Raw genomic sequence first — 21,649 nt, forward strand, 5'->3', positions numbered from 1 at the left:
ACAGGAACCTATTATGAGCCACGTATTAATTCTGAAGTCCAGTATCCTTGCCGGCTATTCACAGTCAGGCCAGCTGGCTGATTTTTACGCTGAAGAAGCGCGCGCTAACGGCGACAGCGTAACCGTACGCGACCTGGCTGCCGATCCGGTACCGGTACTGGATGGTGAACTAGTGGGTGCTCTGCGTCCTTCAGATGCGCCGCTTTCTCCGCGTCAGCAGGAGGCGCTGGCACTCTCCGATGCGCTGATCGCTGAGCTTCAGGCGCATGACACCATTGTTATTGCGGCACCGATGTACAATTTCAACATCCCGACGCAGCTGAAAAACTACTTTGACCTGATTGCCCGCGCGGGCGTGACTTTCCGCTACACCGAAGCGGGTCCGGAAGGTCTGGTTAAAGGCAAACGTGCGGTGATCCTGAGCAGCCGTGGCGGTATCCACAAAGATACCCCAACCGATCTGCTGACGCCGTATGTGAAGCTGTTCCTCGGCTTTATCGGCATCACTGACGTTGAGTTTGTGTTTGCCGAAGGGATCGCCTACGGTCCGGAAGTGGCGACCAAAGCGACCGCTGAGGCGAAAGATGCGATTAAACAGCGCGTCTCTGCCTGATTAGAAAAATGATTTGCTGAGTTATTTTTTACCGGGCCTGAGTGCCCGGTTTTTATTTTAATGTCAATATATCTATGCCTGCCGGCAGCTTCCTGCTTTTTAATTTACACTTTAACATCGCTCTCTCATTCTGCTTTACAGTTTTGATTTTGTTACTGACAAGTCACAAAGGCTTTTTGATCAAAGCACAGTGCCGCAAACCTTTTAATAAAAAGCGAAATGAGAAAGTTTTCTCATAAGCAATGTGGCACGATAAATCCGCAATAAAGTTCAGCCACAGAGGCTGGAACTGGTTTCAACTCTTACCTCAATTACTAAATATTTTTTCAGGAGAATAATATGGCCTTAATGTTATGCTATATCCCTGTAAGTAATACCCTGCCCGCTAAAACTGCAGCAATCAATTCCTTCCCGCCCGTAATCGACAAAATTAAAATGTTTGAGATGCCTGTTAAAGCGACGGGCAATCAGGGCACGCAGTTAAAGTTAAACGCTGAATACATGCGTGACATAACTGCCATGAAAGCGAACAGGAAAGTTTCGCTGCTGACGCCGACCTTCGAAAAGCTTCACAGCACGGGCAATCATATGCCGACTGCTTCAGCCAGAAACTTCACCGCTGCACCGGGCATAGCAACGATTGTAGTGGCGCCAGCTGCGGCAGCACAGGATATTATTATCGCCCGGCCGGCTGCGACGGCGCCTGCTCAGGCAGAAGTAAAACCTGAGCCTGAAACCGCTGAGGCAAAAATCAGAGCCGGGCATAAAGACTTGCCTTCACTACTGACCCGTATCAGGCATCAATTTACGCAAATCTGGTCATCGCTGAAGCGCTCTGTTTCATCACTGGTACAGACCTATCGGTTGCAAAAGAATGAAAATGTAATGCAGTTTGAAAATTTATCCAGGAATAAATCACAAGCCCATGACGCGATGAATGAAATAAATAATGCATATCAACAAAATCCTCTTAGAGCCCTGTCCTTATATAACGCAGCAAAGCAAAATATAATATTTGATGCTATAAATGACATTATCGAAACAGCTAAAAGAGAAAATGCAGACGTCGATATACACAGGCTGTGCGAACAGGCTAACCATTATGCGCTCAATTCCGGTGTTAACTCCCTGCTCTTTACAGTAACAGAAAATAACACCATCAGGCGCGCTAATATCTGCGGCTTACCTTCTATGCAACAACGCACGAGGCAGCTTCAGGAAGTTATCAATAATATAGAGGAAAGTTCTGCTACCCTGCATCGTTCTTCTCAGAATTTAAACAGGCGCCAGCGTGCAAACTCGGTGCAGTCAATCGCTCAGAGAATGATTAATGCCAGCTATGCGAAGCTGTTTAATGATGTACAGAGCGACAAAAAAAACCTCTATGGTACACGTCACCATTTTGACAAAAATGAAATGCGCGCCGCACTGCTTGAAGGCCAGCCGGCACTGAAGGGCTACGACATCCGCAGTGCGGCCTGATGCCCGACAGCAGTGCTCTTTTCAGCCGTCAGGACCGGTGACGGAGGCGTTATCGCTCTGCCGCCACCGGTTACTTCTGCAGCCACTGGCCGTTGATGCCGCGCACATATTCCCCTGCGCTGGCCCGGCTCACCAGCTTCTCTCCGGCAATCCGCGCGACGTCGCTGGTTGTGAGTTTGTTTTCTCCGGCAATGCGCTGATACGCCATCCGGCGGCCCTCATTGATACGACTCACCAGCGCCAGCGTGACCTCATCCTGCTGCCGTGCAGCAACATAGCCGCTCAGCGTTTCCCCGACCCGCCCTTGCTGCCGCGCCTCATCAAGCGTCAGCGCATGGGCAGACCCGGCCAGCAAAACCAGCAGCAGCGCAACGGCGCGTATTGTTCGGTTGCGGGCCATCAGAACAGCCCGCTCTGATTCTGCAGCAGCGCCTCGACATCTTTATCCACCTTGATGTGGATCTCATGTTCAATTTTCACGTTCATATTTATCGTAATCGGCGCATCAGGAGCGGCCACTTCAATCCGCGGTACGCATCCTGCCAGCACAACGCTGCCTGCCAGCAGCGCACCTCTTAACCTCATCATCAGGGATCCCTCTTTGATGGCAGGGTGGCGTTCTGCTCCACCCAGGATTGTAAATTATCGCCAAAGCGCAGGCTGCGCCATAGCTGGAACAGATTCTCCTGATGACGATAGTTGAGATTGATTGTCTGGCGCCGGTTGCTGAACTGGCTGACGCCGGTGACCTGCGACTGCATCACCAGATTACCGGTATTATCCAGATCGAGTGTGGCCCAGGAGCGTGAAATCTCCAGATAACGCAACCAGCTCAGCGCTGCCCCGGCGGCGACATTGTCTTTTACAATCGCGTCTGCCGTATCCTTATCCAGCCGAAACGTGAGCGGCCCGCTGTTAGCGATCCAGCCATTTCTGATCAGCCACTGCGGATTACTGAGCCAGAGCGGCAGCTCACCGTTAACCTTACCCGACATAGCAAACTGTTTGGGCTTGAGTGCCGTCACCAGCCGGCTGAGATCGATCTGGCGCAGCGAAATCCTGGCCGCTTCGCGCTGCGGCATGCGCAGCGCCGGCATACTGACGTGCCCGCCCAGTAAATCGAGCGTCACGTTACTCAGGGTAAGCGGCTGTCTCTCCTGCCAGGGATAGTAACCCTGCAGATCGGCCGTGATATTCTGCAGCGCAAACTGATTGTTAACCTCGCGGATACGCAGCGAAACCGGTCCGCGCCGTCCCAGCTGCCACTGCTGAGCGCGATAGCGAAACGGCAGCGCAAAGTCGATGCCGTTGATGTCACTGTCCGGCAGCTGCAGGCTACCCTGCTGAACCGCAAAGAAGCCGCCAGCCTGAAATGCCTGACTGGCTCCGGCTGAAAACGCGACCTGCGCCCGCAGCTCACCGCTGCGGATACGCATTTTTAAGTCGCTGCTGAGCAGCGGCTGGAACACGCGCAGCGACTGTGCCGGCCACCAGGCCTCCCCGCGTAGCCGCTCACCATCCCAGCGCCCGTGCACGCGCAGCGGGCCGATATCTTCAGCGCGCAGTTCACCGCGCCATAAAAACCGTGCCGGATCGCGGCCTTTTACATCAAATGTCAGCTCTGCAGGCGGCAGCCAGCCGCCGTAGCTGAAGTGCGTTTGCCCCGCATCAAGACGAAAACTGCCTGCAAAACCGGGCTGCGTGCTATCCCGCTGCCAGCGCAGCGGCGCAGTGAGCCGGATACGCGGCCGGTCAATCTGCACCGGCCCCCACGCCAGCTGATTCAGGCCGGTATTGAGCGTATCCAGCGTAATACGCTGATCCAGCCAGCTGCCGGTGCCTGTAACATCCCACTCTGCGTTAAACGGCTGCAGTTTGCCGTCGCCCCAGTAGCGCCAGCGCCAGCTGCCGCTGTCTGGCCAGAACGCGGCAGCGCGGCCATCCAGATGCAGCGTAAAGTGACCATAGTCGCGCTTATGCGCCGTCAGAATCGCCTGCAGCCGGCCATTAATGCCCTGCGCTGAAAGTGAAACACCCGCCAGGGGCCAGCGCGCTTCATCCACTTCAGGGAGATCCAGCAGCTGGCCGCGCAGGCGCAGCAGTGCGCCTGGCTGGAACGTCAGCGTCGGCGCGCTGAGTGCACCGCGCAGCTCGCCGGGCAGGCTGCCATAGAGCTGCAGCCCGGCAAATTTACTCTCGCCGGTAATGCGCAGCGGCAGCGCGTTATCCGTTACGCGCAGCGGTCCCGGCCCGACGCTCAGTACCACATTGCCTTTACCGCCGCGCCCCTGCGTCAGCAGATTCAGCCGCCCCTGCACGCGCAGGTTGTCCATCCCCTGCTGCCATCCGGTCAGGGTCAGCCCCACGCCGCCTGACAGCATCTGACTGGCCAGAGGCCAGCGCCAGCGCCCGTCGGCGATCTGAAACGTATCGCGGTCGCTCTGCCACGGCAGCTCAAGCAGCGGTGTCTCATCGCCCTGCTCCTGAACGATCAGCTTACCCTGCTGCTGCTGCCACTGCAGATCCAGCGTCAGCGGCTGCGGCCACTGAGCCACGCTTAGCTCACTCTGCAGCGCGCCGGTTACTGGCAAGCCATCCGCAAATGTGGGCAGCGCTACGCTGCCATGTAACGCCAGCGGTTGTGTCAGAAAAGGATGTTGTAACTTAAGAGAGTCGACCGTCAGCGTCTGGCCCTGCAGGCGTGCGTTCAGGCTGAGATTATCGCCGCGATAGCGCAGCTGCTGCTGTTCCGGTGCAAGCGTGAGATCGAGTTCACCGGCATAGTGCTGCCACGGCAGGACGGCCAGCCTGCCGATATGCACATCGGCCCCCGGCAGGCGCTGCTGCCAGTCGGCCAGCGTACGCGGTACGGCAGAAGCTGGCTGCGGCGGCAGCGACTGCCAGCAGGCGCTGTTAAGCGTGACGCGCTGTGCGCTAAGCTGCCAGCGCTGCTGTGAGCGGCCCAGCGCCACCTGCTCAACCTTAGCCAGCGTACAGCTGCCCGTCAGGTAACGCAGCTGCGGCAACGTCACTGCGCCCTGCTGCCAGCCCGGCCTGCCCTCAATTTCGATGCGCGTCTCATCCGGCAGCCAGATACCGGCCAGCCGTGGCAGCCACTGCGTCAGCGTCAGCAGCAGGCCCAGCAGCAGCAGAATCAGCGCCAGCAAGGCGGCAAGTAGTCGGCGAAGGCCACGCGTCATGGCGGGTAACTATCCTGTTGTTTATATTTTCCTGCCGAAATGATGGCACGTAATCATTCGCAAATGAAGGTGTTAGCCTGGCCTGCTGCGTGAAGAAAAGCAAAGTCGCGCAGAAACCGTTATCCTTTAATGATACCGACATGGCATTTTTCAGGAGCGAAACAATGAAAGTTGCGGTTTACAGCACCAAGCACTATGACCAGAAATATTTTGAACAGGTCAATGCCCGTTTTGGATTTGAGCTGGTGTTCTTTGATTTCCTGCTCAGCGAGGATACGGCAAAAAATGCCGCCGGCTGTGACGCGGTCTGTATTTTCGTAAATGACGAGTGCGGCAGAGCGGTACTGGAAGAGCTGGCGGCATTGGGCATTAAGTATATTGCCCTGCGCTGTGCCGGATTCAATAACGTCGATCTGCAGGCGGCTGCTGAGCTGGGCATGGAGGTCGTACGCGTGCCCGCCTACTCCCCGGAAGCGGTGGCGGAACACACGGTGGGTATGATGTTGGCGCTGAATCGCCGCATTCATCGCGCTTATCAGCGCACCCGTGACGCAAACTTTTCGCTTGATGGCCTGACCGGCTTCAACATGCACAATAAAACCGCAGGCGTGGTCGGTACGGGGAAAATCGGTGTGGCTACGCTGCGGATCCTGAAAGGATTTGGCATGAAGCTGCTGGCCTGTGATCCCTACCCGAGCGACGCTGCGCTTGAGCTGGGTGCAGAATATGTCGATCTGAAAACGCTGTTTGCCCGCTCGGATGTGATTACGCTGCACTGCCCGATGACGCCGGAAAATCATCATATGCTTAACGCGCAGGCGTTCAGCGAAATGAAAGATGGCGTGATGATCATCAATACCAGCCGCGGCGGCCTGATCGATTCGCAGGCGGCTATTGAAGCGCTAAAACAGCAGAAGATCGGGTCGCTGGGAATGGACGTCTATGAAAATGAACGCGATCTGTTTTTTGAGGACAAATCGAACGACGTTATTCAGGACGACATTTTCCGCCGCCTCTCTGCCTGCCACAACGTGCTGTTTACCGGACATCAGGCGTTTCTGACCGCAGAAGCCCTGACCGCCATCTCAGAAACCACGCTGGGTAATCTGCAGCAGCTCGATAAAGGCGAAGCGTGCCCGAACCGGGTTAAGCCCTGAAATGGTGCGCCCGCATCAGCGGGCGCACGTGCCACCCATCAGCGCCTGTTCATCGCAGCGGCGGCCGTTTGACAGCTGACACATGCCGATACGTGAACCATCCAGCTGGCGGGAAAATGCCAGCGTGCCCCCGGCACCGCTGCAGCTGCTTTCTGCCATCGCGGACATCACGACGTGCGGCTGGACGTGAGCCGCGGTCGCCTGCTGCGGCGGTTCGTTATCAGGGGTACTGCTGCAGGCGGAGAGCAGCAGTGCTGCACCAGCCAGCAGTAAAGAGGCAGCTTTCATTAGTCGGACTCCGGGGACAGGGGACGAAAAGTGCTCACAGCATATGACAGCCTCTGCTGCGAATCGAGTGCGGACATAGCTTTTTACAAAATTTCAGACCTTTCATTGCAAGCAGAATTATCCTGAAGAGAAGATTTTTGCCGGTTATCTTCTAAAATAATCCGTTATTTCAATTGCTCAGGGGAAATTATGTTAACCGATATGCTGTTACGCATCGCGCTGGCCGGCGTTCTCGGCGGGCTTATCGGACTTGAGCGTCAGATGCGGGCAAAAGAGGCGGGTCTGCGTACCCATATTCTGGTGGGGATCGGCAGCGCCCTGTTTATGCTGGTCTCGAAATATGGCTTTGCCGATATGCTCAGCAGCGACCATGTGGGTCTTGATCCCAGCCGCATCGCGGCGCAGGTCGTCAGCGGTATGGGCTTTCTCGGGGCCGGTACCATCATTATTCAGAAGCAGATCGTGAAAGGCCTGACTACCGCAGCGGGCCTCTGGGTTACCGCCGCCATCGGTCTGGTTATCGGTAGCGGCATGTATGAAATTGGCATTTATGGCACGCTGCTGGCGCTGGTCGTGCTGGAGGTTTTTCGCCGCCTCAGCCACTGGCTGATTGGCCGCCATCATACGCTGATCGTGCATCTGAAAGCCAAAAGCGTCCCGCTGGTGTTACTGGTGCTGCAGCGTGAAGGGATCCGCTACGGGCATATCGCGGTGGTCAACCGTGACGAAGAGAGCGGCCTGTGTGAACTCAGCGTAGAGGTCACACTCTCCCGCCGGGCACCGCGCCACAGCCTTTATGAGAAGGTCATGGATATTAAAGGGGTGCAGTCACTGGAGATGGTATAGAGGCGCAGACAGAGCAAAATTATTAGCCACGGATGCGGCAACAGATTAAAAGCGTTCACGCGAGGCTGGTATTCGCGCGCGCAATCCGTACCATACGCATCCATAACTACAGGTTTATGACCGCCAATGCGGGTTTCAGCCGCCTGTTCTGTTCGCCGGCACTCTCAAGCGTGAAAATAATGTCAGAAAATCAAGACGTAACAAAAAAAGAGCAATACAACTTCAATAAACTGCAGAAGCGCCTGCGCCGCAACGTCGGCGAAGCGATTGCTGACTTCAACATGATTGAAGAAGGCGACCGCATCATGGTCTGTCTCTCAGGCGGTAAAGACAGCTATACCATGCTGGAGATCCTGCGCAGCCTGCAGCAGAGCGCGCCGGTGAATTTTTCGCTGGTGGCGGTCAATCTCGATCAGAAGCAGCCCGGCTTCCCGGCGCATATTCTGCCCGCTTATCTTGAGACGCTGGGCGTGGAGTATAAAATTGTCACCGAAGATACTTACTCTATTGTTAAAGAGAAGATCCCGGAAGGCAAAACCACCTGCTCACTCTGCTCGCGTCTGCGTCGCGGTATTCTCTATCGCACCGCCAGCGAACTGGGCTGTACTAAAATTGCGCTCGGCCATCATCGCGACGATATCCTGCAGACGCTGTTTCTTAATATGTTCTACGGCGGCAAAATGAAAGGCATGCCGCCCAAGCTGATGAGTGATGACGGCAAGCATATTGTTATCCGCCCTCTCGCCTACTGCCGTGAAAAAGATATTATCCGCTTTGCTGAAGCGCGCCAGTACCCGATTATCCCCTGCAACCTGTGCGGTTCGCAGCCCAACCTGCAGCGTCAGGTGGTGGCCGATATGCTGCGCGACTGGGATAAACGTTTTCCGGGCCGCATTGAAACCATGTTCAGCGCCATGCAGAACATTGTGCCTTCACATATGGCGGATATCAGCCTGTTCGATTTCAAAGGCATCCGCCATGGCGATGAAGTGGTTGATGGTGGTGATATTGGCTTCGATCGCGAAACGCTGCCGATGCAGCCCGCGGGCTGGCAGCCGGATGAGGATGCAGCAGCCACCGCGGAGCTGCGGCTGGATGTATTAGAGATAAAGTAGTTCTGCTGAGAACTACAAAGGCGCGTATCCCGGCGGGAACGCGCCTTTTTTTATTGATGCGGCGGCGGATCGCTGATGGGTGGCACATCGGGATCGTGCGGCGGCTCCGGCTCCGGAATGGGCTGCGGCTGCGGAACAGGCTCCGGAATCGGCACCGGGTCGGTTGGGATCGGTTCACTGGCGTGGATAGCTTGCATCGCTTTCTCCTGTTGCGGAACGTACTTTAAGCGTAGGAAAGCTTTGCTGAACAAGCCAGCATAAAAAAAACCGGCCCTGGGGCCGGTGTCAGAGGAATTAACTGTGCTATGCAGTAATTCGCAAACAGGAAGTAAGACAATATGGAGTACAACGCCCATCGCCTGACGTTGCATTCACCTGCGAAAGAGAGTGTGCCGCGATTTTCCGCAGGGTGAGTTGATATCGATCAGCTTTTCCCGCTTTTGCTACAGCCATTTGCGTTTTTTCAGCCATACCGCCACGCCCCCGACCATCAGCAGCAGGATCAGACAAAACAGCAGAAAACCGTGCTGCCAGTTACCGCCCGGAATGCCACCGAGGTTGACGCCAAACAGTCCGGTAAGAAAGGTCGCAGGCAGAAAAATCATCGCCATCAGTGACATGGTATACGTCCGGCGGTTCATCGACTCCGCCAGCAGCGAGGCGACCTCGTCAGCGAGGATGCCGGTGCGCGCCACGCCGGCGTTGAGATCGTCCAGGCCGCGGCCCAGACGGTCCGCCACGTCCTGCATGCGTCGCCGGTCGTCGTCACTCATCCACGGGAGTTTCTCGCTGGCCAGTCGCGCATAGACATCACGCTGCGGTGCCATATAGCGGCGCATGACGATCAGCTGCTTGCGCAGCAGCGCCAGCTCGCCTCTGGCCGGCACCTGCTGATCCATCAGCGCATCTTCCAGCTCAATAATCTTGTCATGCATATCTTCAATGAATTCGCTGGCGTGATCGGTCAGCGCGTCGCAGACATCCACCAGCCAGCTGCCGCCGTCTGCCGGGCCATTACCATGCTGCAGCTCATTGAGCACTTCATCTATCGCGTTGACTTTGCGGCGGCGCGTAGAGACGATCAGTTTGTCATTGATGAATACGCGCATCGCCACCAGCTGATCGGGACGCGAGTCGGCGTTGTGGTTCACGCTGCGCAGCACAATCATAAAGCCGTCGCCAAGCCGCGTGACGCGCGGCCGCATACTGTCGCCTGCCAGCGCATCGCGCACGGCATCGGGGATCAGCGGCGTATTCTGCAGCCACTCCGCGCTCTGGCGCTGCGCGTAATTCAGATGCAGCCAGCAGTGGCGCTCGCAGTGGATGATATCGTCATCTTTAATCGCGATAACGCCACCTTTGCCATCAAACTGACAGGCAATAATGGCATCTGATACCTGTAATGCTTTCCCTTCAATAACGTTCACGTCCCCACTCCACGCTCTCAATCAACAGGCTACAGTCTAGCGCCGCGCCTTTCAGTTGCAATCGCGCCGGTGTATGCAAACGTGACGCAAGGTACTCAGTGCTTTTCAATCCACAACTCGCGGCTGTAAGCCACATCTTCCGGGTTGGTGATGGGATAGCCTTTTACCCACGGTTTTATCAGGCGGCCGTTTGTATATTGATATAGCGGTGCGATGGGTGCCTGGTCGGCAATGATCTGCTCCGCTTTGTTGTAATCTGCATTGCGCGCCTGCACGCTGGTTTCGGTACTCGCTTTCGCCAGTAGCGCGTCATACTCCGCGCTGTTGAAACGCGCAATATTCCCGCTGTGGCTGGCCGTCAGCAGACTGAGAAAGGTAGAGGGTTCGTTATAATCACCGACCCACGAGGCGCGGATCACATCAAAATTTCCGCTGTTGCGGCTGTCGATATAGGTTTTCCACTCCTGGTTTTGCAGCGTAACCTCTGCGCCCAGAGTCTTTTTCCACATCGAGGCGACGGCGATAGCAATTTTCTGATGGCTTTCTGAGGTGTTATAGAGCAGCGTCAGATGCAGCGGCTTAGCTGGACCGTAGCCCGCTGCCGCGAGCAGCGCTTTCGCCTGCGCATTCAGCTCCTGCTGGCTATGCTGCTGCAGATAGCTCTGCTGTGACGTAAAACCGGCCGTCACATCGGGAGTGAAATGCCACGCCGGCTTCTCGCCGGTCCCCAGCACCTTCTCCGCAATAATGCGGCGATCGATACTCCACGAAAGCGCTTTACGCACGCGCACATCAGCCGTCGGTCCTTTCTGCGTATTAAAGGCGTAGTAGTAGGTCCCGAGCTGGTCAGGGGTATAGACCTCACCCGGCAGACTCTTTTTCAATAGCGCAAACATATTTTTCGGGAATGATTCGGTGATATCGATATCCCCGGCGCGATAGCGCTTGGTGGCGCTGGACTCCTCATTGATGGGCAGAAAGGTCACCTGCGTCAGCACTGAATGTTTGTCGTCCCAGTAATGTTTATTGCGCACCAGAACAATCTTTTCGTTTACGACCCGCGTTTGTAACTGATAGGCGCCATTTCCCACCAGCTTGCCCGGCGCGGTCCACGCGTCACCTTCAGCCTGGATAACTTTTTGCGGCACGGGAAACAGCGCGGCATTAGCCATCATGGCTGGCAGCCACGGCACCGGTCGTGACAGCGTCACTTTCAGATGGGTGGCATCGGTGGCCGTTACGCCCAGTTTCTCCGGACTCATGCTGCCTTTGGTAATCGCTTCCGCATTTTCAATACCGCTCAGCGCCGCAAACCAGGCAAAAGGCGAACTGTTTTTCGGATCGACCAGACGCTGCCAGCTGTAGACAAAATCCTGCGCAGTGACCGGGCTGCCATCTGACCAGCGCGCATCTTTGCGCAGCGTAAACAGCCAGATTTTATTGTCATTACTGCTCCAGCTCTCAGCGACGCCGGGCACAATCTGGCCTTTTGCATCCTGACTGGTGAGGCCTTCAAACAGGTCGCGCATGACCTGAATTTCCGGCAATCCCACGGCTTTCATGGGATCAAGCGAGGCGGGTTCATCTTTGATGTGGCGAACAATTGTCTGCTGGCTGGCGAGCTGCGCGCCCGCCGGTATCTCAGCAGCAGTAGCCGGAAAAAACGTGCTGCTGACGATCAGCGCCAGCGCCGTGGGGAAAAACAGAGGCTTCATCATCACTCCTTAACAGAAAAAAGGGCGACCTGAAGTGCGTAATGTCGCCAGCAACTCCGGCAACTGTAACGCAAATTGCTGATTGGTATGTAGCTATTTCCCGGTTTGCTGTTTACCGTTAATGTAGTGCCGGACAGGCGCGCGCCCCGCTCGTTTGCAGAGCCGCTCACAGGAGAGCCTGATATGTCATTTCATCACCCGCGACCGCAGCGCGGTCAGCTTGATGCGGTCTGGCAGCAGTATGGTCGCTCGGCGCTCGGCGCCCCGCTGCTCTGGTTTCCGGCGCAGTCAGCTGATGAAGAGAGCGGACTGATCATCGCCGGCACTCACGGCGATGAGAACGCCGCAATCGCCACGCTTTCCGCCGCGCTGCGGACGCTGCCAGCCTCCCTGCGCCGCCATCATGTCATTCTGGCCGTGAATCCGGACGGCTGTCAGCTCGGGCTGCGCGCCAACGCGCGCGGCGTCGATCTCAACCGTAACTTTCCCGCCGCTAACTGGCAGCGGGGCGATACGCACTACCGCTGGAACAGCGCCGCTGACGCACGCGATGTGGTGCTCTCTACTGGTGAGAAGCCCGCCTCCGAACCCGAAACCAGCGCGCTGTGCCAGCTGATCCATCAGCTGCAGCCGCGCTGGGTGGTCTCATGGCATGAACCGCTGGCCTGTATCGACGATCCCCATCACAGCGCGCTGGCGCGCTGGCTGGGTGAGCAGACCGCATTGCCGGTGGTAAGCAGCGTGGGATACGCCACGCCGGGTTCTTTTGGCAGCTGGTGCGCCGATCTGGGGCTACTCTGCATTACGGCGGAAATGCCGCCGATTTCCGTTGATGAGGCGACCGAACGCTATCTTGAGGCGATGATTAATCTGCTGCGCTGGCAGGCGCCGCATTAAGTGTGCCATAGCTGAATGAGAGCGCGGGATCGACATCTGCTGCCAGCCAGGTCGGGCCATCCAGATCGGTGAAGGCGGCCTGTGAAACCAGCGGCAGCGCGGCCCGGATAGCGCGCGAGGTACAGAGCATACAGCCCAGCATCAGCGTAAATCCCTGCTCACGCGCGGTAGCGGCCAGCGCCAGCGCCTCTGTCAGGCCGCCGGTTTTATCCAGCTTGATATTGATCATCTCGTAGCGCCCCGCCAGTTCCGCCAGGCTGTCGCGCGTATGGCAACTCTCATCTGCGCAGATCGGCAGCGGATGGACAAAATTTGCCAGCGCAGCATCCTGCCCGGCGGGCAGCGGCTGCTCCAGCATCGCAATATTGAGATCCGCCAGCAGCTGACAGCGTGCCGCCAGCCCTTCCGCTTCCCAGGATTCATTTGCGTCGATAATCAGGGTCGCTTCCGGCACCGCGCTGCGGATCGCTACCAGCCGCTCACTGATCAGATGATTATCCATTTTCACTTTGAGCAGCTTTGCACCATGCTGCCACAGCGCCAGCGCGCTGCTGGCCATCGCTTCCGGCGTATCGATACTGATGGTGCGCGCCGTGGCTACCTGCCCGGCCAGAGGGCGATCGCACAGCGCGGCCAGCGTCTGCCCATGCTGCTGGCGTTCCAGATCCCAGAGCGCACAATCAATGGCATTGCGCGCCGCACCCGCCGGCATCGCCTGCTGCAGCGCGCTTCGGGTTAAGCCCTGCTGCAGCGCGGGCAGCTGAGCGGCAATCTGCGCCAGCACTGAGGCCTCGCTCTCACCATAACGGGCATACGGGGTCGCTTCTCCGGTGCCTTTAATACCATTCTCTTCAATTTCCACCACCACAACCTGCGCTTCCGTCCGGCTGCCGCGCGAGATAACGAACGGCGAATGCAGTGGCCAGGCTTCAGGATAACTCTTCACTGTTCTCATTTTTACACCTTAAAATTGTGCGCCTGATGTGAAGCTGAGCGATTATTGTAAGAAAGGTAATCGTAAACCCCTAAAAATTATGGCATAAACTTTAACGGTTTTCGTAAAGTCGCGCGCTGCGCTGACTTTTCATTTAAAAAGGAGATTGTATGTCACAGAACGTTCACTTTCAGGGTAATCCTGTTCCGGTTGCCGGCCACTTCCCGCAGGCAGGCGAGCAGGCGCAGCCTTTTACGCTGGTCACTAAAGATCTGGCTGATGTTTCGCTGGCAGACTATGCAGGAAAGCGCAAAGTGCTGAACATCTTCCCGAGTATCGATACCGGCGTCTGCGCCGCCTCGGTTCGCAAGTTTAACGAGCGCTCCGGTGATACCAGCAACACCGTGGTGCTCTGCATTTCAGCTGACCTGCCGTTTGCCCAGTCACGCTTCTGCGGCGCGGAGAACGTCGCCAATGTGGTCACGCTTTCCGCTATGCGCGGCTCTGAGTTCAAAGAGAATTATGGCGTCGCTATCTCTGACGGCCCGCTAAAAGGCCTGACCGCCCGTGCGGTAGTGGTGCTTGATGAGAATGACAAGGTGCTTTACAGCCAGCTGGTCAATGAGATCACCGAAGAGCCCGATTACGATGCAGCGCTGGCCGCGCTGAAGTAAGTTGCTCATAAAAAAACCGTCCTTATGGGACGGTTTTTACTGTTCAGAACAGGCCAGCGCAGCTACTCGCTCTCTCCGCGCTTCTGCCCTAATCCATATTCACGCAGTTTATTGGCAATCGCCGTGTGCGATACGCCCAGACGTTTGGCCAGCTTACGCGTGCTGGGATAGGAGAGATAGAGCCGGGTCAGTACCGAACGCTCAAAGCGGCCGGTGATCTCATCCAGCGATCCCTCCAGCGCCTCTTCACCCAGCGACACATCCAGCGCCTGCTCCGGCAGCACGATATCCTGCGGACGCAGCTCATAACCTTCCAGCTGCGTCATGGCCCGATAGAGCGTGTTTTTCAGCTGCCGGACATTGCCCGGCCAGCTGTAGCGCGTCAGGAACGGCAGCAGCTGCGGTGACAGGCGCGGGCGCGGCAGCCCCTGCTCATCGGCAAAACGCGCCACAAACATCTCTGTCAGCGGCAGAATATCAAGCGGACGCTCGCGCAGCGGCGGCAGATTCAGCGTCAGCACGTTGAGCCGGTAAAAGAGATCCTCGCGGAACTCCCCGCGCTGTACCATCTCAATCAGGTTCTTTTGCGTGGCGCAGATCACCCGGACATCAACATGCACTTCATGATCTTCGCCTACGCGGCGAAAGGTCCCATCGTTGAGAAAACGCAGCAGCTTGGTCTGCATACGCGGCGACATCTCACCGATTTCGTCCAGCAGCACCGAGCCGCCGCTGGCCTGCTCAAAAAAGCCCTTTTTCCCCTCCAGCGCGTTGGGATAGGCGCCGGCCGCGTGGCCAAACAGCTCGCTCTCCGCCACGTCGTCCGGAATCGAACCGCAGTTGAGCGCGAGAAACGGTTTTTTACCGCGTGCGCTGCGCAGGTGGCAGGCGCGCGCCAGCATATCTTTGCCGGTGCCGGTATCGCCCACAATCAGCAGCGGCGCATCGTGCATCGCCAGTTTACGCGCCTGCTCAATGACCTGACGCATTTTAGGCGTCACCGCCACGATATGGTCAAACTCGGACTCATCCGTGACGCTGAGATTCTGCAGCTGACGTCCCATACGCGCCGTGGACTTCAGCGTGATCATTGCGCCCACCGGGTTATCGCCCTGCTCATCGCTGTCTGCAAGGTAGATGGGTCGCGCTTCCAGCAGAAAGTCACGCCCCTGAATCACCACATGCTGGGTCTGCGCCTCTACCCGTTCGCTCTCCAGCCAGCGCTGAAAATTAACGCCGCCAATCAGTGACGCCACGCTGTGATTGCGGATTTTCTGCTCATCCAGCGCAAACAGATGCTGCGCCGCCGGATTGGCCAGCTCAATTTTGCCTTTAAGATCGATAGAGAAGACCGGCTCCGGCATCGCCACCAGCAGCGCGCTGAGCGCGCGATGTTCGCGCTCAGAGGGCAGATATGCCACGGTACGCACGTCGGTGACGCCGGGCGTGCGCCGGATCTCTGCCATCAAATTGCTGAAAGCGTCAAACTCCAGCGCAGAAAAGCTGAGATAGATGCGGCCCTGCGGGGCAATTTCGATGCCGCGTAAATCGATATTGCGGGCGACCAGCAGGTCGAGCAGTTCACGCGCCAGACCGATTCGGTCATGACAAAAAACTTCCAAACGCATGGCAGTAAGCCTTAGTCAGGTTTTGATTTCAGAGATAATACGCTAACTTGCAGCACCCCAGAAGGGCTGTGTCATGAAAAGTTGACAGTGCAGCACAGATTCCCCTTTTCGCCGGGTCAGACAGAGCTGCTTATGCCGGGAAGAAACGAAAAAGGCAACGTTTACGTTGCCTTTTAGCATGGGAGCAGAATGAAAGTGACAGGAACGTTGATTATTTAGCACTCTGCTCTGAGGCGGAGCTGCCTTTTGCCAGCGAGGTTTTAAGCTGGCTCACCAGGTCGCGGCGGAAGTCGCCAAGGCGGGGTTTATCCTCTTCCAGCCACGGCAGCGGACGGCACAGCTCCATCGCTTTTATGCCCAGCCGCGCGGTCAGCAACCCGGCACCGATACCCTGTGCGGCACGGGCTGAAAGACGCGCCGCGATATCCTGCGACATCCAGTCCATCCCCACTTCGCGCACCAGTTCGGACGCGCCGGCAAAGGCCATATTGAGCAGCACCAGACGAAACAGACGGATACGGCTGAAATAACCCAGTTCGATGCCGTAAATCGCGGCGATACGATTCACCAGCCGCAGATTACGCCAGGCGATAAACGCCATATCCACCAGCGCCAGCGGGCTGACGGCAATCATCAGGGTCGATTCCGCGGCGTGGCGGCTGATTTCACTGCGCGCCTGGCGATCGAGTACCGGCTGCACCAGCTGTGCGTAGAGCGTGACAATCTCGCGATCGTTATGCGTCTCATGCAGCGCGGCATACCAGCGCTGCAGCGCCGGATGCGCCTGATCGAGCCGCGCCTGCTGCGCGAGATTTTCACAAAAGGCGCGTGCTTTGCCGATGCCGTGACTCTGCAGCAGGTCACGCGCCACATCGCGCGATTCTGCGCGCTGGCGCAGCCGCCACAGACGCCGCCACTCCGCAATCAGTGCGCCGGCGCCAGCCAGCACAATCAGCCCGCCTGCCGCCCCGCTGCCCAGGGCAAACCAGTCGCGCGCCTGCCACGCATCGTGCATAAACTGTACGCCCTGAGCCAGCACGCTCACGGTGAACACCGCCACGCCCGCAGCGGCTATTTTACGCCACAGGCTGCGTTTAGGTCGCAGCGCCGCCTCCACCATCTTTTCACCGGCGCCTTCAGGCAGCGGATCTGCCCCGGTCGCTGCGACAAAATCGGCGGTTTTTACGTCAAAAGTCTGCGCAGCACGCAGCGGTGGCTGCGCATCGCTGCTGAGCGGACGGGCAAAATCGATTCGCGCTTTTAACGGCGTCTCATCACTCATCGCAATTTATCTCCCAGTAAAAATTCCAGCGCGGCATCCATGCGGATATGCGGCAGAGGCCGATCTATATCCAGCGATTGCGGCCGGAATTGCTCAAACTGAAACCCCTGCTGCTGCCAGAAGCTGTTCCCCGGCAAACGGGGCGGCACCTCACCCGGATAAACGGTGAGCGGCTCACCATCTGTCAGCCGCTCACCGCGCAGTGCCGGCAGCTTCTCGCCCCGGTGATCCACCAGGCCGCTTTCGGTAGCCTGTATAGCGGCCAGTCCGAGGCAATCCATGCTGATACCTTCAAATGCGGCGTTCTGCCAGGCATCCTGTACCAGCTGCTGCAGCAGCGACACCATATTGGCGTGCTGATCGGCGGTGATGTGATCGGCTTTCGTCGCGGCAAACAGCAGCTTGTCTATCACCGGGGAGAAGAGGCGCCGGAACAGGGTCCGCTGACCGTAATGAAAACTCTGCATGAGCTGAGTCAGCGCCAGACGCATATCATTAAACGCCTGCGGCCCGCTGTTCAGCGGCTGCAGACAGTCCACCAGCACAATTTGCCGGTCAAAACGCAGAAAATAATTTTTATAGAAGCCTTTCACCACGTGCGAACAGTAGTAGTTATACCGCTGCTGCAGTACGGCAAAATTACTGCCGGCCGGCGCCTGTGCCAGTTTGCTCACAGCCTGCTCATCCGCATCGGGCCACGGGAAAAACTGCAGCGCCGGTGCGCCCGCCATCTCGCCCGGCAGCACAAAGCGGCCCGGCTGAATAAAGTGCAGCCCCTGGCTTTTGCAGTGGTGCAGATAATCTGTCCAGGCGGCGGCAATCTCTGCCAGCTGGTTTTCATTAGCGGGTGCCAGCGGATCGAGGTTATGGCAGAGCTCACGCCAGCGGGCTGACCATTTCTCTCTGTCGCCCTGCAGCAGTCCGCGCATCTGCCGCGACCAGCTGACATAATCCTGCGCCAGCATGGGCAGATCGAGCAGCCATTCACCGGGATAGTCAACGATCTCAAGATAGAGCGTGGCGGTATCTTTGAAGTGACGCAGCAGTGAGTTATCAGGCCGGTAGCGCAGCGCGAGGCACATTTCGCTGACGCCGCGCGTTGGGGTGGGCCATGCGGGTGGCGCGCCGTAGAGCTGAGCCAGCCCTTCATCATAGGTAAAGCGCGGCGTACCGAGCTCGCGCTGCGGCACGCGCTTGACGCCAAGTAAACGCTCTTCGCGTACCACTGAAAACAGCGGCAGGCGCGCGCCGTGATGGACGTTCAGCAGCTGATTGACCAGCGAGGTAATAAACGCGGTCTTGCCGCTGCGGCTCAGTCCGGTGACCGCCAGGCGCAGATGACGATCCACGCCGCGGTTCATCAACGCGACAAGTTCATTTTGCAGTTTTTTCATCGTTCTCCCTGATGAATCGCGCTGACAGACGGCGAAACGCCCTGCTCAGCAGCGGTTCCAGGGCGGCCGCCAGCAACAGGCGCAGCGGACGGCGCGCCACCGATTTAACAGCCCAGCCGGCGAGCCCGCCGGGACCATATGTTACCGCACTGATAATGATGAATTTTCCGGCCGACTTCAACGCAGGCGTTGCGCGACGGCGCAGAGCAGTCATTCGCTGAGTGTGCATAAAGCCCCTTATGAGTTGAGATGCGGACCCGCGAGGGTCCGGGGATCAGAGCTGACGAAAACGGCTGCGCACGCTGAAGGTTTCAGAGGTCACGTAACGCTCTACATCGCGAACGCTGCGCTCATCCTGGCTCAGGGTCAGCGCCAGCTCATCCAGCAGTTCACGGGCCGTTGGCTGCTTCTGATCCGGCAGCGTGGCCGGTTTCTCATCCAGCACATAGCCGAGAATAAAATAGGCGGTCACGGTGATCATAAACAGGCCAAAGAACAGTGACAGCACGACGATGACGCGCAGCAGACGCACCGGTATGTCGAGATATTCCGCTACACCGGCACACACGCCGCGTACTTTGCCCTGCTGCGGAATGCGCCAGAGTTTGCGATCGCCTGTCATGGCTGCCTCCAGTTTGGATGCTCCGCATCAAGAATCGCTTCCAGCGCCTGAACGCGTTCGCGCATACGTTGCGCCTCCTGCGTCAGCTGCTGCAGCCGCTGCATATCATTATTCGACAGTTCACCTGCGCTGCGCCGGTTGCTGTAATGCAGCCATAACCAGATGGGTGCGACAAACAGCACAAAAATCGTCAGGGGTATGGCAAGAAAAAGTGCGCTCATTGACTCTCCTTAATCATCTACACCGTTTCAGCCGGGCCCGAAAACGGGCCCGGACGCGATCACTCACCGCGGTTCATTCTGGCTTTCAGTGCGGCAAGCTGCTGGCTGATTTCATCATCAGCTTTCAGCTCAGCAAACTGCTGATCCAGCGTTTTTGATTTACCAAAGCGCTGGCTTTCCGCTTCAGCTTCCATATGGTCGATACGACGTTCAAAGGACTCAAAGCGCGCCATCGCATCATCAATTTTGCCGCTGTCGAGCTGACGACGAACATCGCGTGATGAGGAAGCCGCCTGATGGCGCAGCGTCAGCGCCTGCTGGCGGGCGCGGGTTTCGCCGAGCTTGTTTTCCAGCTCGCCGATCTCGCCTTTCATTCGCTCCAGCGTCTCATCCACCTGCGTTGATTCCTGCTGCAGCAGGCTAATCAGATCGGTGAGTTTCTGTTTTTCAATCAGCGCAGAGCGTGCCAGATCCTCTTTCTCTTTGCTGATAGCCAGCTCCGCTTTTTCCTGCCACTCCGACTGCTGGACCTCAGCCTGTTCAATACGGCGCAGCAGCTGCTTTTTCTCAGCCAGCGCGCGCGCTGAAGTTGAACGTACCTCAACCAGCGTGTCTTCCATTTCCTGAATCATCAGGCGTACCAGTTTCTGCGGATCTTCTGCGCGCTCAAGCAGCGAGTTAATGTTAGCGTTTACGATGTCAGCGAAACGAGAAAAAATACCCATAATGATGTTCCTCAATATTGTCATGTATATGGTCGGGACGCCTGTAGTGCTTACAAGATGTGTGCCAACTTTTAAGTAGCTGATTTTATTGAGTGCGCTGGGTTTACATTCCTGCTGCGAAAGGCCAGGATGAGTAAATTACACAACTGTTGGTGAAATTCATCATGGTTAATGGCAACGATAACCTGCTGGGCGAGTCGAATAATTTTCTTGAGATGCTGGAGCAGGTGTCTCAGCTGGCACCGCTGGAAAAACCGGTGCTGGTCATTGGTGAGCGCGGCACCGGTAAAGAGCTGATCGCCAGCCGGCTGCACTATCTGTCTGAACGCTGGCAGGGTCCTTTTATCTCGCTTAATTGTGCAGCGCTTAATGAGAGCCTGCTCGACTCTGAGCTTTTCGGGCATGAGGCGGGCGCTTTTACCGGCGCGCAGAAGCGTCATCTTGGCCGCTTTGAGCGCGCCGACGGCGGCACGCTGTTTCTTGATGAGCTGGCGACCGCACCGATGCTGGTTCAGGAGAAGCTACTGCGCGTAATCGAATATGGCCAGCTGGAGCGCGTTGGCGGTAATCACGCGCTGCAGGTTAATGTACGCCTGGTCTGCGCCACCAATGAAGATCTGCCTGCGCTCGCTGCTGCCGGAAAATTCCGGGCGGACCTGCTGGATCGTCTCGCCTTTGATGTGGTGCAGCTGCCGCCGCTGCGCCAGCGACGCAGCGATATTCTGCTTATGGCGGAGCATTTTGCTATTCAGATGTGTCGCGAGCTGCGTCTGCCGCTGTTTCCCGGCTTCAGCGAACGTGCGCAGCGGGAGCTGCTGGATTACCACTGGCCCGGCAATGTGCGCGAACTGAAGAATGTCGTGGAGCGTTCCGTGTATCGTCACCGCAGCACCGAAGAGCCGCTGGACACGATCATCATCAATCCGTTTGCTTCACGTGCCACAGATTCAGCAGAGCCGCAGCGCCCTGCCGAATCTGCAGTCCTGCCTGCGCTGCCGCTCGATTTGCGCCAGTGGCAGTATCAGCAGGAGCGCGCGCTGCTGGAAGTGAGCCTGCAACAGGCAAAGTTTAACCAGCGGCGCGCGGCCGGGCTGCTGGGTGTGACCTATCATCAGCTGCGGGCAATGATGAAAAAGCATGATATTCAGGTACGGGATGAGAGTGAGTAGTAAGGTGGCAGCAAGGCGGCAAGTGAAGCGGAGACCGGGAGCATACATCAGTATGTAACCGGTTCTGCTGAACGCGGCCAGTGCAGCTGCCGCAGACCAGACAGCCTTTTTTCAAACTGACTGGTGTGGCAGCAAGGCGGCAAGTGAAGCCGCGACCGGGAGCATACATCAGTATGTGACCGGTTCTGCTGAACGCAGCCAACGCCGCTGCCGCGCCAGTCAGGAAGAAAAAAAAAAGCCCGCACAGGGCGGGCAACATA

General features: G+C 57.3%; 23 protein-coding genes. 8 read left to right on the forward strand and 15 right to left on the reverse strand.

All coding sequences use genetic code 11. The annotated features are described in order from the left end of the window. Positions 1-13 precede the first annotated feature (13 nt). Positions 14-613: an FMN-dependent NADH-azoreductase gene (gene azoR, locus B4M48_RS09460; RefSeq protein WP_071668845.1), complete on the forward strand. Its 600-nt coding sequence runs from the start codon at positions 14-16 to the stop codon at positions 611-613. A gap of 339 nt (positions 614-952) precedes the next feature. After that, positions 953-2,095, forward strand: coding sequence for a hypothetical protein (locus B4M48_RS09465; RefSeq protein WP_288656485.1), 1,143 nt, complete (start codon positions 953-955; stop codon positions 2,093-2,095). Between the two features lie 70 nt (positions 2,096-2,165). On the opposite strand, the gene B4M48_RS09470 is transcribed toward B4M48_RS09465, so the two are convergent. Genes B4M48_RS09470 through B4M48_RS09480 form a run of 3 tightly spaced genes read right to left on the reverse strand, consistent with a single transcriptional unit; the run spans position 2,166 to position 5,295 of the window. After that, complete coding sequence (locus B4M48_RS09470; protein WP_039384472.1) at positions 2,166-2,495, reverse strand: YdbL family protein; 330 nt, start codon at positions 2,493-2,495, stop codon at positions 2,166-2,168. Next, on the reverse strand, positions 2,495-2,680 hold the full coding sequence (locus B4M48_RS09475; protein WP_039385947.1) for a YnbE family lipoprotein: 186 nt from the start codon (positions 2,678-2,680) through the stop codon (positions 2,495-2,497). Before B4M48_RS09475 ends, B4M48_RS09470 begins: the two co-directional genes overlap by 1 nt. Before the next feature lie 2 nt (positions 2,681-2,682). Beyond that, on the reverse strand, positions 2,683-5,295 hold the full coding sequence (locus B4M48_RS09480; protein ID WP_203025440.1) for a YdbH family protein: 2,613 nt from the start codon (positions 5,293-5,295) through the stop codon (positions 2,683-2,685). Positions 5,296-5,459: 164 nt separating this feature from the next. Between B4M48_RS09480 and B4M48_RS09485 the strand changes: the two genes are divergently transcribed. Beyond that, complete coding sequence (locus B4M48_RS09485) at positions 5,460-6,452, forward strand: 2-hydroxyacid dehydrogenase (RefSeq protein WP_039384474.1); 993 nt, start codon at positions 5,460-5,462, stop codon at positions 6,450-6,452. 15 nt (positions 6,453-6,467) lie between these two features. On the opposite strand, the gene B4M48_RS09490 is transcribed toward B4M48_RS09485, so the two are convergent. Further along, positions 6,468-6,740, reverse strand: coding sequence for a DUF333 domain-containing protein (locus B4M48_RS09490; protein ID WP_039384475.1), 273 nt, complete (start codon positions 6,738-6,740; stop codon positions 6,468-6,470). A 189-nt stretch (positions 6,741-6,929) separates the two neighbouring features. Here B4M48_RS09490 and B4M48_RS09495 point away from each other — a divergent pair, with 189 nt between their 5' ends. Both B4M48_RS09495 and ttcA read left to right on the forward strand, forming a co-directional pair. Further along, positions 6,930-7,586 (forward strand): MgtC/SapB family protein, encoded by a 657-nt coding sequence (locus B4M48_RS09495; RefSeq protein ID WP_039384476.1) that lies wholly within the window; start codon positions 6,930-6,932, stop codon positions 7,584-7,586. A 179-nt stretch (positions 7,587-7,765) separates the two neighbouring features. Next, a complete protein-coding gene (gene ttcA / locus B4M48_RS09500) occupies positions 7,766-8,701 on the forward strand; it encodes a tRNA 2-thiocytidine(32) synthetase TtcA (protein WP_039385949.1) in 936 nt (311 codons plus the stop codon). Positions 8,702-8,751: 50 nt separating this feature from the next. On the opposite strand, the gene B4M48_RS09505 is transcribed toward ttcA, so the two are convergent. From B4M48_RS09505 to B4M48_RS09515, 3 genes are all read right to left on the reverse strand, one after another. Beyond that, positions 8,752-8,898, reverse strand: coding sequence for a hypothetical protein (locus B4M48_RS09505; protein ID WP_166713867.1), 147 nt, complete (start codon positions 8,896-8,898; stop codon positions 8,752-8,754). A gap of 246 nt (positions 8,899-9,144) precedes the next feature. Next, the gene (zntB, locus tag B4M48_RS09510; protein ID WP_039384477.1) at positions 9,145-10,128 is read right to left on the reverse strand and encodes a zinc transporter ZntB; all 984 of its coding nucleotides are present in this window, start codon (positions 10,126-10,128) and stop codon (positions 9,145-9,147) included. 95 nt (positions 10,129-10,223) lie between these two features. Further along, entirely contained in the window at positions 10,224-11,843 is a 1,620-nt protein-coding gene (locus B4M48_RS09515) for a peptide ABC transporter substrate-binding protein (RefSeq protein ID WP_145339327.1), read from the reverse strand. 183 nt (positions 11,844-12,026) lie between these two features. Here B4M48_RS09515 and mpaA point away from each other — a divergent pair, with 183 nt between their 5' ends. After that, positions 12,027-12,740, forward strand: a complete 714-nt coding sequence (mpaA, locus tag B4M48_RS09520; protein WP_039384479.1) for a murein tripeptide amidase MpaA — start codon at positions 12,027-12,029, stop codon at positions 12,738-12,740. Here the strand turns inward: mpaA and ycjG are convergent. Beyond that, positions 12,709-13,695, reverse strand: coding sequence for an L-Ala-D/L-Glu epimerase (gene ycjG / locus B4M48_RS09525; RefSeq protein ID WP_039384480.1), 987 nt, complete (start codon positions 13,693-13,695; stop codon positions 12,709-12,711). The two genes, mpaA and ycjG, sit on opposite strands and share 32 nt — an antisense overlap. A gap of 149 nt (positions 13,696-13,844) precedes the next feature. Here ycjG and tpx point away from each other — a divergent pair, with 149 nt between their 5' ends. Then, on the forward strand, positions 13,845-14,348 hold the full coding sequence (gene tpx / locus B4M48_RS09530) for a thiol peroxidase (RefSeq protein ID WP_039384481.1): 504 nt from the start codon (positions 13,845-13,847) through the stop codon (positions 14,346-14,348). A gap of 62 nt (positions 14,349-14,410) precedes the next feature. Here the strand turns inward: tpx and tyrR are convergent, their stop codons facing one another. The 7 genes from tyrR to pspA all read right to left on the reverse strand — a co-directional run bounded on the left by tyrR (position 14,411) and on the right by pspA (position 20,220). Beyond that, positions 14,411-15,976 carry a transcriptional regulator TyrR gene (gene tyrR / locus B4M48_RS09535; protein ID WP_104085005.1) on the reverse strand — a complete coding sequence of 522 codons (1,566 nt, stop codon included), beginning with the start codon at positions 15,974-15,976 and terminating at the stop codon, positions 14,411-14,413. Between the two features lie 211 nt (positions 15,977-16,187). Beyond that, positions 16,188-17,258: a YcjF family protein gene (locus B4M48_RS09540; RefSeq protein WP_039384483.1), complete on the reverse strand. Its 1,071-nt coding sequence runs from the start codon at positions 17,256-17,258 to the stop codon at positions 16,188-16,190. Beyond that, the gene (locus B4M48_RS09545) at positions 17,255-18,652 is read right to left on the reverse strand and encodes a YcjX family protein (protein ID WP_039384484.1); all 1,398 of its coding nucleotides are present in this window, start codon (positions 18,650-18,652) and stop codon (positions 17,255-17,257) included. The genes B4M48_RS09540 and B4M48_RS09545 overlap by 4 nt, the downstream gene beginning before the upstream one ends. Then, positions 18,633-18,881: a phage shock protein PspD gene (pspD, locus tag B4M48_RS09550; RefSeq protein ID WP_039384485.1), complete on the reverse strand. Its 249-nt coding sequence runs from the start codon at positions 18,879-18,881 to the stop codon at positions 18,633-18,635. The genes B4M48_RS09545 and pspD overlap by 20 nt, the downstream gene beginning before the upstream one ends. Before the next feature lie 45 nt (positions 18,882-18,926). After that, on the reverse strand, positions 18,927-19,274 hold the full coding sequence (gene pspC / locus B4M48_RS09555; RefSeq protein ID WP_039384486.1) for an envelope stress response membrane protein PspC: 348 nt from the start codon (positions 19,272-19,274) through the stop codon (positions 18,927-18,929). Next, positions 19,271-19,495, reverse strand: coding sequence for an envelope stress response membrane protein PspB (pspB, locus tag B4M48_RS09560; protein WP_039384488.1), 225 nt, complete (start codon positions 19,493-19,495; stop codon positions 19,271-19,273). Before pspB ends, pspC begins: the two co-directional genes overlap by 4 nt. Before the next feature lie 59 nt (positions 19,496-19,554). After that, the gene (gene pspA, locus B4M48_RS09565) at positions 19,555-20,220 is read right to left on the reverse strand and encodes a phage shock protein PspA (protein ID WP_071668851.1); all 666 of its coding nucleotides are present in this window, start codon (positions 20,218-20,220) and stop codon (positions 19,555-19,557) included. A 164-nt stretch (positions 20,221-20,384) separates the two neighbouring features. Between pspA and pspF the strand changes: the two genes are divergently transcribed. Beyond that, a complete protein-coding gene (gene pspF / locus B4M48_RS09570; protein WP_250340929.1) occupies positions 20,385-21,389 on the forward strand; it encodes a phage shock protein operon transcriptional activator in 1,005 nt (334 codons plus the stop codon). Positions 21,390-21,649: the final 260 nt, after the last annotated feature.

The sequence above is a fragment of the Pantoea sp. UBA6567 genome, from assembly GCF_002434165.1.
Classification (GTDB): Bacteria; Pseudomonadota; Gammaproteobacteria; order Enterobacterales; family Enterobacteriaceae; genus Pantoea; species Pantoea eucrina.

Excerpts from the sequence above, each read along its gene's own strand:
- B4M48_RS09465 (WP_288656485.1), top strand. The coding sequence starts at position 953 with ATGGCCTTAATGTTATGCTATATCCCTGTAAGTAATACCCTGCCCGCT.
- B4M48_RS09505 (WP_166713867.1), bottom strand. The coding sequence starts at position 8,898 with ATGCAAGCTATCCACGCCAGTGAACCGATCCCAACCGACCCGGTGCCG.
- ttcA (WP_039385949.1), top strand. The coding sequence starts at position 7,766 with ATGTCAGAAAATCAAGACGTAACAAAAAAAGAGCAATACAACTTCAAT.
- tyrR (WP_104085005.1), bottom strand. The coding sequence starts at position 15,976 with ATGCGTTTGGAAGTTTTTTGTCATGACCGAATCGGTCTGGCGCGTGAA.
- pspD (WP_039384485.1), bottom strand. The coding sequence starts at position 18,881 with ATGCACACTCAGCGAATGACTGCTCTGCGCCGTCGCGCAACGCCTGCG.
- B4M48_RS09485 (WP_039384474.1), top strand. The coding sequence starts at position 5,460 with ATGAAAGTTGCGGTTTACAGCACCAAGCACTATGACCAGAAATATTTT.
- pspF (WP_250340929.1), top strand. The coding sequence starts at position 20,385 with ATGGTTAATGGCAACGATAACCTGCTGGGCGAGTCGAATAATTTTCTT.
- B4M48_RS09540 (WP_039384483.1), bottom strand. The coding sequence starts at position 17,258 with ATGAGTGATGAGACGCCGTTAAAAGCGCGAATCGATTTTGCCCGTCCG.
- B4M48_RS09490 (WP_039384475.1), bottom strand. The coding sequence starts at position 6,740 with ATGAAAGCTGCCTCTTTACTGCTGGCTGGTGCAGCACTGCTGCTCTCC.
- B4M48_RS09515 (WP_145339327.1), bottom strand. The coding sequence starts at position 11,843 with ATGAAGCCTCTGTTTTTCCCCACGGCGCTGGCGCTGATCGTCAGCAGC.
- pspC (WP_039384486.1), bottom strand. The coding sequence starts at position 19,274 with ATGACAGGCGATCGCAAACTCTGGCGCATTCCGCAGCAGGGCAAAGTA.
- mpaA (WP_039384479.1), top strand. The coding sequence starts at position 12,027 with ATGTCATTTCATCACCCGCGACCGCAGCGCGGTCAGCTTGATGCGGTC.
- tpx (WP_039384481.1), top strand. The coding sequence starts at position 13,845 with ATGTCACAGAACGTTCACTTTCAGGGTAATCCTGTTCCGGTTGCCGGC.
- B4M48_RS09480 (WP_203025440.1), bottom strand. The coding sequence starts at position 5,295 with ATGACGCGTGGCCTTCGCCGACTACTTGCCGCCTTGCTGGCGCTGATT.
- pspA (WP_071668851.1), bottom strand. The coding sequence starts at position 20,220 with ATGGGTATTTTTTCTCGTTTCGCTGACATCGTAAACGCTAACATTAAC.
- B4M48_RS09475 (WP_039385947.1), bottom strand. The coding sequence starts at position 2,680 with ATGAGGTTAAGAGGTGCGCTGCTGGCAGGCAGCGTTGTGCTGGCAGGA.
- B4M48_RS09545 (WP_039384484.1), bottom strand. The coding sequence starts at position 18,652 with ATGAAAAAACTGCAAAATGAACTTGTCGCGTTGATGAACCGCGGCGTG.
- ycjG (WP_039384480.1), bottom strand. The coding sequence starts at position 13,695 with ATGAGAACAGTGAAGAGTTATCCTGAAGCCTGGCCACTGCATTCGCCG.
- azoR (WP_071668845.1), top strand. The coding sequence starts at position 14 with ATGAGCCACGTATTAATTCTGAAGTCCAGTATCCTTGCCGGCTATTCA.
- pspB (WP_039384488.1), bottom strand. The coding sequence starts at position 19,495 with ATGAGCGCACTTTTTCTTGCCATACCCCTGACGATTTTTGTGCTGTTT.
- B4M48_RS09495 (WP_039384476.1), top strand. The coding sequence starts at position 6,930 with ATGTTAACCGATATGCTGTTACGCATCGCGCTGGCCGGCGTTCTCGGC.
- B4M48_RS09470 (WP_039384472.1), bottom strand. The coding sequence starts at position 2,495 with ATGGCCCGCAACCGAACAATACGCGCCGTTGCGCTGCTGCTGGTTTTG.